This is a genomic window from Nonomuraea corallina (assembly GCF_027620315.1).
Lineage (GTDB): Bacteria > Actinomycetota > Actinomycetes > Streptosporangiales > Streptosporangiaceae > Nonomuraea > Nonomuraea corallina.
Map to the genome: position 1 here is coordinate 33,184 of NZ_JAPNNL010000040.1, position 11,924 is coordinate 45,107.

At 67.3% G+C, this 11,924-nt stretch carries 10 protein-coding genes and 2 pseudogenes; 8 read left to right on the plus strand and 4 right to left on the minus strand.

From position 1 onward, the window contains the following. Positions 1–76 precede the first annotated feature (76 nt). From OUY22_RS13045 to OUY22_RS13065, 5 genes are all read left to right on the plus strand, one after another. Entirely contained in the window at positions 77–712 is a 636-nt protein-coding gene (locus OUY22_RS13045) for a hypothetical protein (RefSeq protein WP_270155155.1), read from the plus strand. Positions 713–842: 130 nt separating this feature from the next. Further along, positions 843–1,868, plus strand: coding sequence for a COG1470 family protein (locus tag OUY22_RS13050; protein ID WP_270155156.1), 1,026 nt, complete (start codon positions 843–845; stop codon positions 1,866–1,868). Beyond that, complete coding sequence (locus tag OUY22_RS13055) at positions 1,865–2,572, plus strand: hypothetical protein (protein WP_270155157.1); 708 nt, start codon at positions 1,865–1,867, stop codon at positions 2,570–2,572. Before OUY22_RS13050 ends, OUY22_RS13055 begins: the two co-directional genes overlap by 4 nt. Beyond that, positions 2,569–3,165: a hypothetical protein gene (locus OUY22_RS13060; RefSeq protein ID WP_270155158.1), complete on the plus strand. Its 597-nt coding sequence runs from the start codon at positions 2,569–2,571 to the stop codon at positions 3,163–3,165. Before OUY22_RS13055 ends, OUY22_RS13060 begins: the two co-directional genes overlap by 4 nt. Before the next feature lie 408 nt (positions 3,166–3,573). Continuing rightward, the gene (locus tag OUY22_RS13065; protein WP_270155159.1) at positions 3,574–5,412 is read left to right on the plus strand and encodes a fibronectin type III domain-containing protein; all 1,839 of its coding nucleotides are present in this window, start codon (positions 3,574–3,576) and stop codon (positions 5,410–5,412) included. A gap of 159 nt (positions 5,413–5,571) precedes the next feature. Here OUY22_RS13065 and OUY22_RS13070 read toward each other — a convergent pair whose 3' ends face one another. Then, entirely contained in the window at positions 5,572–6,057 is a 486-nt protein-coding gene (locus OUY22_RS13070; protein WP_270155160.1) for a hypothetical protein, read from the minus strand. A gap of 491 nt (positions 6,058–6,548) precedes the next feature. Then, a complete protein-coding gene (locus OUY22_RS13075) occupies positions 6,549–7,958 on the minus strand; it encodes an alpha/beta hydrolase domain-containing protein (RefSeq protein ID WP_270155161.1) in 1,410 nt (469 codons plus the stop codon). A 405-nt stretch (positions 7,959–8,363) separates the two neighbouring features. On the opposite strand from OUY22_RS13075, the gene OUY22_RS13080 reads away from it, so the two are divergent. After that, positions 8,364–8,987 carry a hypothetical protein gene (locus tag OUY22_RS13080; RefSeq protein ID WP_270155162.1) on the plus strand — a complete coding sequence of 208 codons (624 nt, stop codon included), beginning with the start codon at positions 8,364–8,366 and terminating at the stop codon, positions 8,985–8,987. 2 nt (positions 8,988–8,989) lie between these two features. Further along, a pseudogene (locus tag OUY22_RS36995) lies at positions 8,990–9,171 on the plus strand (IS701 family transposase); the annotation flags it as partial. A gap of 229 nt (positions 9,172–9,400) precedes the next feature. Here OUY22_RS36995 and OUY22_RS13085 read toward each other — a convergent pair. Beyond that, positions 9,401–9,640: pseudogene (locus tag OUY22_RS13085) on the minus strand (transposase); the annotation flags it as partial. A 17-nt stretch (positions 9,641–9,657) separates the two neighbouring features. Here OUY22_RS13085 and OUY22_RS13090 point away from each other — a divergent pair. After that, the gene (locus OUY22_RS13090; protein ID WP_270155163.1) at positions 9,658–9,867 is read left to right on the plus strand and encodes a hypothetical protein; all 210 of its coding nucleotides are present in this window, start codon (positions 9,658–9,660) and stop codon (positions 9,865–9,867) included. 506 nt (positions 9,868–10,373) lie between these two features. On the opposite strand, the gene OUY22_RS13095 is transcribed toward OUY22_RS13090, so the two are convergent. Continuing rightward, a complete protein-coding gene (locus tag OUY22_RS13095; protein WP_270155164.1) occupies positions 10,374–11,819 on the minus strand; it encodes a hypothetical protein in 1,446 nt (481 codons plus the stop codon). Positions 11,820–11,924 lie beyond the last annotated feature (105 nt).

An 11,924-nucleotide genomic window follows, 5' to 3' on the forward strand; every position in this document is an offset into this window, starting at 1 on the left:
CAGGCGGCCCGGGGACCCCCCCGGGGCCCCCCCCCCGCCCCCCCCCGGCCCCGCCCCCCAGCAAGGGAGCGAAGACATGAGAATCAACAGGACCACGCAACTGCTCGCCGCGGCGGCGCTCGGCGTCGCGCTCGCGGGCGTCGGCGTGGCCGGTCCCGCGGCGGCGGACGACGACCCCGAGCAGGGCATCGACGTCACGGTGACGATCGAGCCCGGCACCACTACGGGCCAGGTGTCCATGACCGTCGCCGACAACGGCGGCGTGTCCCTTCAGGAGGACGGCTCCAACGCCGCCGCCCGCCAGTTCGTCGGCACCCTGCCGACGGTCACGGTGACCGACACCCGCCGGCCCGAGGAGATCCCTGCCGGTGACTTCTGGGCGGTTGTCGGCCAGGCCGGCGAGTTCACCGCGACGAGCGGCTCCACGCCGCCCATCGGCTCGCAGTACCTGGGCTGGCGGCCGCGCCTGCTGACCGACTCCTCCTCCGGGGCTGTGGAGGCCGGTGAGCCCGTCTCCAGCGTCATCTCCGACGGCTCGGGAGCGCCGGCCGTCGGTCTGCAGGGCCAGGAACTGCTGGTGTCGACGGCGAACTCCGCCGACGAGATCGGCACCTGGCAGGTCAACGCCGACCTCGCGCTGCGCACCCCCGCCGACGTCGCCGCCGGCGAGTACCACTCGACCCTCACGCTTTCCCTGTTCAACCAGTCCTGAACGCCGACCGGTACGGAACGTTCACCTGGTCCTGAACCGGAGGCACGACGCCATCGTCCGCTCCGGCCGTCCGGGGCCCGCGCCCACCCGGCGCGGCCCCGGACGGCCACGACGCGACTGGAGACCACTGTTGACCGCAAGCCCATCCCGAGGCGTCCTCGCCCGCCTCGCCGTCCTCCCCGCTCTCGGCGTCGCGCTGCTGGCCGCCATGGTGGCGTTCGCCACCCCGTCCGGCGCCGACACCACCTGGTCGGTCGTGCCGGCCGACGCCGACGGTCCCGACGGCCGCAGCGTCATCGACCTCGAACTCGCCGGCGGCCAGCAGGTCGTCGAGCACGTGGCGGTCATCAACCGCTCCACCGAGCCGGTGGACTTCGCGATCGACGCCAACGACGGCTACCTGACCTCCAAGGGCTATTTCGACATGCGGCCCTCCGACGCCGAGCCCGCCGACGGCGGCGCCTGGATCACGGTCCCCGAGAGGGTGACCATCGCCGCCGGGGCCACGTCCGTCGTTCCCGTGACGGTGTCGATCCCCCGGAACGCGACGCCGGGGGACCACCCCGCGGGCGTGACCGCGTCCCTGGAGACCGTCTCCGGCCAGGTACGGGTCCAGAACCGGGTGGGCGTCCGCCTGAACATCCGCGTCACCGGCGACTACGTGGCCAAGGTCGCCGTGACCGGCGTGCGGGCCGAGTACGTGGGATCGTGGAACCCGTTCGCCGCCGGATCCGTCGAAGTGACCTACACCGTGGCCAACGAGGGCAACGTCCGGCTGGTCACGGACAACCAGGTGCTGACGTCCACGCTCGTGGGGGAGAGCGACTGGAACGACCCGTCCGCGGCCAGGGCCAGGGAGCTCATGCCGGGCGGCAGCCGCACGTTCACCGCCCGGGTGCCCGGCGCGTGGCCACTGGGACCCATCGGCACGACCGTCATGGCGCTCCCCTCGCCCGCGGGCGAGCCGCTTCCCGGCGCCGCCGCCCAGCGGTCGGCGGTCGGCGCCACGGTGTGGGCGCTGCCCTGGCCGCAGCTCGGCTTCCTCGCCCTCCTCGTCCTCGCCTTCTTCGCGATCCGGCTGAACGCCGCCAGGCGCCGCCGACGCATCGAGAAGCTGATCGCGCTCGCTCGCCAGGAAGCGTCCCAGGAGGCATGAGCGCCCCCGGCAACCGCCCCCAGAAGGTGGCCACCATCAACCGACCCAGGCAGCCGGCCTCGGCCCGGCCCGCGGCGCGGGGCCGCGTGCTCGCCCTCGCGTCCGCGTTCGCGCTCGGCGCGCTCGTCGCCGGCGGCGTGGTGTTCGGCGTGACCCGGCCGAGCTCGGTCGAGCAGGCGGCCGACCGCCTCCGCGCCGAGTCCGCGCTGCGCGACCGGACACAGATCAGGACCCTGACGGAGCTGGCCCGCGGCACGCGCACCCGGCTCGTCCCCGTGCTCGACGGGCTCGCCCTGGCCCTGCCCGGCGACGGCGCCGCGGGACCTGTCGCGGTGATCGCCGCCGACGACGAGAAGTGGCGGCAGGCCGCCGCCGCGGCCGTCCAGGGCTTCGCCGACCCGCCGTCCGGCGAGACCGCCACCAACGTGGCGCGGTCGAGTCTCGCCTCCGCCGTGCGGCAGTTCGCCACGGCCGTCGACACCTACACGATGGCGCGGGACCTCACAGGACCGGCCCGCGCCACCGCCCTCGACCTGGCCGCACGGCAACGCGCCGACGCGCTCTTCACCTGGTCGATCGGGGCCACCGCCCTCGACGCCGTGAACATCGACGCCGGCTACGGCCACCAGCACGTGTTCCTGCCCACATCACCCGGCGAAGGGGCGCTCACCCCCGACACCGAACCCGAGGGGAGTCACCAGTGAAAAAGGCCCTGGCATACGTCCTCACTGTCCTGCTGGCCGGGCTTGCGCTGATGCTCGGGGCACCGCCCGCTGCGGCCCACGGCGGGCCGATCAAGCTGGAGGTGACAGGAGACGGCGCCGACAACGTCAACGTGCTGGTGACGTACAAGAAGGACGGCCATCCCGTCACGGAGATCGTCGCGGCGACGCTGAAGGCGACCTCGGCCGACGGCCGGTCCTTCGGGCCGGTGCCGCTCAGATCGGCGCCCGAGGGCCAGAACCTCTACCACTCCGCCGAGCCGCTGCCGAGCGGGGAGTGGCGGGTCACCGTGACCGCGACCGAACCGTCCAAGGCGAAGGCGACGGTGCGGGTGAAGGCGGGCGTGGTCGCCGCCACACCCGCCGCTGTGGCCCTGCCCGATCCGGACCGGCCGACGAGCCAGGCGACGGCCCACGCACGGAACGGGGCCGCCGCGGCGACGACCGCGGGGGACGACGGCGGCGCGACGGGGACGCCCCTCAAGATCGGCGTCATCGTCCTCGCGGCGCTGGCCGCCGTCGCGGCCTGGATCGTCTTCGCTCGGCGCCACACCCGCGCGGGCGCTGGACGCTGACGGTTGCCGAAGGCCGACGAGTCGAGCCCGCTTTCTCATTCAGGGCTTCGAAAGGGTGGAATTCGGCCTCGTGGTTTCCTGGGAGCCTTGCCGTGAAATTTTCAATATGTTCCCGGACTGAACGACGCGGTACGTGCCAGCAAAACAGCATGGGGAGCACCGCCCGTCACCTCAGAAGAGCGAGCCGCGCCTTGACGGGACCCGCATGCCTCGTATTTGCTCCGTCGCACCACCACCACCCATCGGCAGGAACGGGCGCGGCAAAGCGATGTGAACGATGACCCGGTTCTTCCGCCATGCCCTTCAATCACGCCAGTTCCGCACGGATGAGAGGACTGATTCCACTCATGTTAACGCTAACTGACGCCTGGCGCCGGCCCTCGCGGCGGTGCCACAGGCAGGTGAGTGATGATGCGGCGTAAATCCGTCCTCGTCGCTGTCATCGCGGCGGTACTCCTCGCGGTGGCCACCGGTGGTACGGCGCTGGGCAGCAGCGCAACCACGTCCCGCGCGGCGAGCGCCGCCGCCCCGACGGCAGGATGCGGCAAGACCCCGACACTCAGAAGCGGCACGCATTCGATCCAGAGCGGCGGCCAGACACGCTCCTTCATCCTGAGAATTCCCGACAACTACACCAACACCAACCCCTACCGGTTGATCTTCGGGTTCCACTGGCTCAACGGCACCGCCAACGACGTCGACTCGGGCGGGAGCAGCGGATTCACCTGGTCCTACTACGGGCTCAGGCAACTGGCGAACAACACTGCGATCTTCGTCGCCCCCCAGGGGCTGAACAACGGCTGGGCGAACTCCGGAGGGCGGGACCTGACCTTCGTCGACGACATGATCAGGCTGATCGAAGCAGACCTGTGCGTCGACACCACACAGCGGTTCGCCGGAGGCTTCAGCTACGGCGGCGGCATGAGTTACGCCCTGGCCTGCGCCCGGGCGACGGTCTTCCGCGCGGTCGCGGTCTACTCCGGCGCACAGCTCAGCGGATGCAGCGGCGGCACCCAGCCCATCGCCTACATCGGGCTCCACGGCCTCAGGGACAACGTACTCAACATCTCGCAGGGCCGGTCGCTGCGCGACACGTTCGTCCGGAACAACGGATGCACTCCCCAGAATCCGCCCGAACCGGCACAGGGCAGCCTGACGCACGTCGTCACCGCCTACTCGGGATGCCGATCCGGATACCCGGTCGTGTGGGCGGCGTTCGACGGGGGTCACACCCCTGGTCCGGTGGACGGGTCCACCGCCGAGGACGGCGCACGTACGTGGACCAAGGCGGTGGTATGGAACTTCTTCAACCAGTTCCAGAGCACGAACGACACCACTCCGCCGACCTCTCCGGGCACTCCCGCCGTCTCCAACGTGACCGCCACCAGCGCCACCCTGACCTGGACGGCATCCACCGACCAGGGCGGCTCCGGCCTGGCGGGTTACAACGTCTACCGGGAGCAGGGCGCCACCGACCCGCAGCTCGGCCAGTCCGCCACCAACTCGATCACCCTGACCGGGCTGACCGCCGGCACCCAGTACCAGGTGTACGTACGAGCACGCGACGGCGCGGGCAACCTGTCGGCCGACTCCGCGTCGGCCACGTTCACCACGACCTCCACCGGCGGCGACACCACGCCACCCACCGCCCCGGGCGGGCTGGCGGCCTCCGGCACCACCGCCAACGGGACCACTCTGTCCTGGGCCGCGTCCACCGACGACGTGGGGGTCGCCGGCTACGACATCCTGCGCGCACCCGGTGCCACCGGCGGCGCCTTCGCCCAGGTCGGCACGTCGGCCACGACCTCGTACAGCGACACGGGCCTGAACCCGAGCACCACCTACCGCTACCAGGTCCGCGCGCGGGACGCCGCCGGCAACCTCTCGCCGGTGTCCGACACCGTCCAGGTCACCACCAGCGGCACCACCACCGGAACCTGCTCGGCGACGCCGACCGTGCAGTCCCAGTGGGGTGGCGGATACGTGATCCAGCCGCTGACCGTCACCAACACCAGCACCTCGACGATCACCAGCTGGACGGTCACGTTCACGCTCCCGGCCGGACACACGCTGACCGGCTCGTGGAACGCCACCGTCACCACCAACGGGCAGACCGTCACGGCCAGGAGCGTCAGCCACAACGGCACGCTCGCCCCGGGAGCCGGCACCACCAGCTTCGGCTTCCAGGCCAGCCGCCCCAGCGGCGACACGACCCTGCCCTCCGGATACACCTGCACCGGCGCGTGACCTCGCGACCGGATAGCGGCCCAGCCATCGGCGAACGTATCGGGGCTGGGCCGCACCCGTCGCGACGTTCAGCGCGCCGACCTCGGCGCGGTATCCGCGCCCGCACGCCATAAGGCCGCCCGCGGTGGAAGCGGACGGCCTTATGGGAGGCAGGAGCCCTCAGCTGTAGGAGTAGGACTGCGCGCTGCAGCCGGTGATGTAGGGCCCGGGGTAGACCTGCTGGGTGGAGCAGCCCCAGGTGGCGGTCAGGGTCGTGGCCGAGGAGGGAATGCTGATCGCCGGTCCGTTGGTCCAGCCGACCTGGTCATACTGGTGACCGCCACTGCAGATGGCCGACACGCTCACCGAGGTGCTGCCGCCGGGCAGGCTGATCGTGAACGACCACGTGTGGTTCGCCGGGTTCGCGACCATCGAGCTGAGAGGCATCGCCACGCCGTACGAAGGAGGCGCGGAGCCGACCGAGACGTACGAGGCGTACCAGTCGCGGGTGTCGCCGGAGTAGTTGACGTTGAGGCAGTCCACCGTGGCGTTGAGCGTCAGAGTTGAGGCGGCGGCGGGCTGCTGCATGGTCACGACCATCGCGGCGGTGGTGGTCAGCATCGCGCCGACCGCCAGTGCCCGGCGGATCAGGTTGCCAGCGATCATGGGGTCCCTTTCTTCGCGCCATTGACTGTGGAGATTTCGCCGGTGCCGGGGGCAGGTACGGGTGATGGCGATCGGCGTGGCGGCCACACGCTGGGAGAAGCCGCGCGCCCGAGACGCCGCGGGATATGCCTTCTCGAGGGGAGGATCACACAATGGGCGCGGACTGGACAGCCTCACACAAAGGACCGCTCTCCGAAACAAGCGGCGAATCGCGGTTTCCGTACGGCCCGTAAAGGGGGACGATCTCGCCCCACGGATCTACAGCCTGGTCGCAGACCATGTGACGCCATGCGAGGTGACGGTCGTACCCGCATCATCACAGTCGGCCGCGCGGCGGCGTTCGTGAAACTTTCCACACGGGGACGCCGGACGGCGAGCACTACAGCCACTGACGCGGCCGCTATGTCGAGCGGCTGCGGCAGGCGTCCTGATCCGGCCGACGACGCCGGGGAAGCGACGGCCACGGGCGCGCGTGGGCCGGATCAGAGCAGTCACGGGATCGGGGTGGCGCCGGCCCGCGCGACGGCCTCGGCGTGGTCGGCGGGCAGGAGGTGGCCGGCGGCCAGGGCCCGGTCGGCGGCCCGGGTGAAGGCAGTCACGTAGTCCTGCCGCGTGGGATAGAGCTGGAGCAACCGGGCGCTGCTCAACGGGACGGTGGAGCCGAGCAGCAGGCACGCGCCCGTGATCTCGCCGCCGCTGTTGGTCGGCCCGTAGGCGGCCAGCGGCGCGTCCAGGTCGGGCAGCCGCACGCCGCCGAGCGCGTTGCCGTCGCCGTCGCGCCGGATGGTGCCGAGCAGCAGGCTGATCTGCGGCCCCGCGGGTGGCGCGCCCAGCCCGCGCACCCACCGGTCGAGGTGGTGGTAGGCGGCGTTGGACGCGTACCGCCAGGTCATGGCGTTGACCGGCCGGTCACAGGAGATGGGGCGCCCGTCGTTGATGGCGCGGTCGCGCGCGTTCTGGGCGTTGTACTGGGCCAGTCCGTACGCGTCGGCGTGCGCGGTGCCGGCGACCTCCCATGTCCGGACGAGGGCGCCGTCGGGCTGCCGGGCGTCGGCGAACGTCCTGACGTCGGTCTCGGACTCGACCTGGAAGACGGGGACGGCGGTGTCGGCGCGGATCCGGGCGGTGAGGGGCAGGGCGATGACCCCGTCCCCGATGGGCGCGGCGCCGGCGCCCCGTCCATGGATGAGGAACCCGTCATAGGCGGGGATGATCGGCTGGATCGCGTTGGCGAAGGTGGCCAGGCGTCCGGCGGACTGCGAGTGGCCCGCGGCCAGGACCTTCGCGGGCGCGCCCGTCCCCAGCAGCGCCGGCGCGTGCGCCCGCACCGCCTCGGCGGCCTGCGCGAAGATCGAGTACGACAGCGCGTCCGAGGCCAGCGAAACCTGCGCGTAGCGGCCGGGGTCGAGGCTCCTGAGCTTATCGGCGCCGACCTTCTGTGCGGTGACGCCGACGTAGGCGTAACCGGCGCGGGTGTACAGCTCGTGCGACTGCGACCACTCCACGCCGATGTCCACCCCGAAGCTGACGTTCAGCCACTCCACGACGACGGTGCCGTTGAACCTGGCCGGATCGGCGGGTCGCTCGACGAGCAGCCGGGTGGTGTACGCCTGGACGGTGCCGCTGCGGCGGGCACCCCACTGGCCGTTGGTGTACCAGATGCCGGTCTTCTGGAAGGTGTCGGCGTTTCCGCTCATGAGGAACTCGCGCTCCTCGTACCCGCGGGCGGCGAGGTCGGTCACGGTGGCCCCGACGATTCTGCCCTGGCCCGCGCCGGCCGGGATCGCGGCGACGCTGACCGCCGCCGCGTCCGCCCGTGTGGGGGCGGCGGGCAGCAGGAGGACCGCCGCCCCCACGATGGCCACGGCCCGCGAGAAGCCGTGGCGAAGTCGCTCGAACATGCTGGATCTCCTCCTTGGAGGGTAGCGGCGGGGAACAGACGCCAGTCTCCACCGGGGGCCGCCCCCAGGCATCGGGGAAATCACCAGTGCCAGTGTCAATCCCCTCGAAGCGTAGAGACGGTCCTATGCCACAGCGGCCCTCAGCGGGGCCGTTGACCCTTGCCTCTTCCCGATCATCGAAATCCCACAACGGGGCACATGGAGAGGCACTCAAAGCGTTCTATGGTCCTATCGCCTTCTCGATTATGACCCCCTCAACACTGTTACCAAGGTCAGCGACAGCCCATTCTGGGTAAAGATAGTGAATTGAGAACTCACAGGTGAATCGCTGGGTTGCCGGGACGGTCGGCCTCGGCAACCCAGCGATCCCATAGGATTCGACATCTCAGTACGAGGACGGATATCATGCTAAATCCCGAACAGGATCACCCGGCCGAGAACCAGTGGGAACTGGTGGTTGAGTATGGGCACGGGCTTCAACTCGGCTTCCACGCCCTATGGGTCGAGAGCGACGATCCAGAGAAACTGGCCCGGCGACTCCGGGTAGATCCGGAATCACGTTTGGAATGCGGCCTTGAAACACTTGCAGGAACTTATAAGGGCCCTCCTGCGAAAGGCATGTGGATCGGCCCCCATGCGCCCGGCTGGACACATGCATTCGTCTTCGGTTTTTACTCCGACCATCCCGCGATCCGCAATCTCGGAAGGCACCGTGTTTTCGAGATCAATTTCTGGGGCGAAGTGGGTGAAGGGCTTGAGCCGTTGCACCTTTACTACGACGGAAAACTGCTCGGCGATGTCACGCCGCCGTACGAGGAAAACGGATATATGACCCTTCCTGACTATCGGCCTTTCACTGGAGGGCTGAGACTTGATCCCGACAGTGAACTTGAGCAGGACGTCCATACCTTGTGGTGCTTGGTAGGCCGGATCACGGGACGCTTCGCAGACCGGGAATGGTGGACGTCGACGCGAACCTTCTATCGCATCCCGGACGAGGCATGGGAGGACCCAATGCCGTTGAGTTAGCGATGCGGGCTCTGCTGGAGCGTCGCCACGTCGGCTACGTGTTGGCCATCGCGGACACCGGCGGGTGAACCTGGAGGGGGCCGACCGCAGCGCGGTCGACATCGCCGCCAGCGTGACCGATCGGCACTGGCGCCGCTACCGTGCTGGACAAGGCGCCAAGGGCCCGCGCTGGTATGCCTGGGCATCGCCCCAGCTTCAGCCGGATTACTGCGACAACCCAGCGGTGAAGGTCTCTCACCTCACTCGACTCCATGGCGCCTCCTGGCGCACCCACCTGCTTCGACAAGCTAGCCAACCGTTACCTCGCGGGTGTCACCATCGCCCCGCTCATGCTCTGGCTCCGGCAGGCCGAATTGTCAGACACTCCGTAGGAATGTCTTGAAGATCTTGATGGTGAGTCGGCATGAGCTGGCTCACCCTCGCGTTATGGGGTGATCGGGGCGAGGGTCCAGATACCGCTGGTGTTTGAGTCCGAGGTTGATGAGGCGGCGGAGATTGAGGGCGGCGGAGTAGTGGTGGAGCCAGCGGTCGTTGGCGGCGGTGCCGTGGTGGCGCAGGCGGCGGTTGCCTCGGGCGACCAGCCAGTCCACAGCGCGTTCGACCATGGGCCGCCAGCGGCGGTAGTCGTCTTGCCAGGCGAGGTCATGGGCGGCTTGGCGGGGGGACCGACATGAAGTACGGGTCGGCGATGCTGCGGCACTCCTCGATCGGGATCACGTCCGACATCTACACGGCGGTGCTGCCGGATGTGGCCAGGGCGGCAGCGGAGGCGGCGGTTCGTCTGGTGCCTCGAAAGATCATGCTGAAGGAGGGGTCCGAAACTGGCGGTCCCCCTTCGGTCCCCCAACCGCTGATTCCCCCGTCCGAGGAAGCGGGCTGAGGTGCTCCGTACCTGGTGAAGTAGTAGGGCGGGTGGGACTTGAACCCACGACCCACGGATTATGAGTGGACTTGATCTTAACAGGGGAGCGATGTTCTGAGCTGCGCCTCGGCAGGATTTCGATCATGCTGCCTCGACGGCGTTCCGCGTATGTGCCGGATCTTGAGATGCGCGCCCGCGCACGACTCGCCCGGCTGAGCGCCCCGTATGCCTCGACCCACCGCGAAGCGGCAGCGGGCCGGCGACGGAGGGGCAAGCCCGTCTTCGTGTGTACCCTAGCCGGTCGCCGTTCCTCGGTCATCGGATGCCAACGGTCACAGACGGGCTTGAGCCGTAGGAGATGGTCTGCTGGGCTCTGCCTGGGTCGTGGCAGGCGGGACGATCAGGCTTCCACCTCAGCCAACTACGGGACTGCGGTTCACGCTTGGGAGACACCCCGGAGCCGAGGCCCCGCCGGAGGCCTGACAGTACAAGTTGAGTCCATCGCCGTGCCACTTGCGAAAGAGCTAGCGCCAGTAATAAGGATCATTCTCATCTATCGGCCATTCGATTCCAGATTCTCGCTTCCATAGCTCCACGACAACTCGTTGCGATTCAATCTCCATAGAAGCGAGGAGGTTCTGCAGCTGACGGCGCGCCTCATCCGTTGAGATCTTATTTATGATATCCTTAATTTCTGTTCTGGCTGACTCGCTAGTCCGGCCCTCGACTATAGAGACTCTCCGGCGCGTGAGGAACTTCCTAGCCTCCGCCGATATAGACCCAAGACTGAACACTACGCCTGCGCCGGGGCCATATCGCTCGACTCGATTCACAAAACGGTCGGCATCTCCTAGACCGAAATCTCGATCTTTCAACTCGAAAAAGGCTCTATAGCCTTGAAAGTCGACGATGAGGTCTATTTCGTCTTCGTCGAAAGTCGTATTCCAGACGATGTTATTTAAGGCCACTTTGCTGTCGACTAGCAAACTGGTTGCCCATATGGTCATCCAATGGCTCTTTTCCATCAGTTGTCGTGCTAGGGGTGTTGCGGCAATAATGTTCCGAATGTTTTCATCCGCGAAGGTGCGGTTGCATGTGCTACATCTATAATTCTCTCCGAGGTTGCCCTCTAGCTCTTCGCGAGTGGCTACCGTGCATATGGGACGAGAAGTTTGTCGGCACACAACTAAGTATTCCTCGCGCACAAGCTGCCGATCTAGTAACTCCCGGACGGCAGGCTGTTCGCTTGCAGGCCCCGCATCGTCGCGTGCTGGCTTCCCTTGGATCACTCGCTTGAGAGCCTCTCTGTAATCCGGTGTTGCTAGAGTAATCGCAGCCTCCAGGTCTTGTTGGCTATACGACGCGGGCTGACTGTTGATGTGATTTGTCTTAACTTTATAATTGACAGACGAGAGGCTATATAGCAGGCGCATCTTGGGTGTAGGGAGCCAGGTGAAGGGGTTCCCTAGCATGTCTTTCGCTGATGCGGCATCCGCTGCATGCCAAAATGTAGAGGATATCTCCTCTACATGTGAAGTGGCGGTATGGTCGCGCGCCTCAACGATAATCACTACCTCTCTTGAATACCTGATGATGATAAGCGAGCCGTCGCGGATCATTATTTCGAGGAGTTCCCTGGTCTGGTATTCTTCTCCAGGTGGAGGGCTCCATCGATTCCTATTGAAGCTGGCGCTGACTGTGTCTATTGTCTGCCAATAGAGGGTTCGATGCCTGGCGATACTCCGCGTGCCCGTAGCAGTTAGAATCGCCTTGGCGGCAGCACGAATAAGGGGCTTGTATCCTTTAGATTGCAGGTCTGATAGGAAACGTTCAAAGGCCTTTCTGCTGAATGTGGCCGGGGATGACTCTTTTCCTTCTATTATGAACATCAGGTTTTCCTTGTGAAGATCAGCAGGGTCGGCCTGTACCTGACATAGATACGTAAGAATGAGGAACAGGGGAGTGCCCATGCGCCAGCCATGACGCACCGCGTATGGCGACGATGCGCCGTTCTGTCCCGCTCAGGTGTTAGCGATTCTCTTCCTCTCTCCGATCATCGGCGGGGGAAGCTCTAC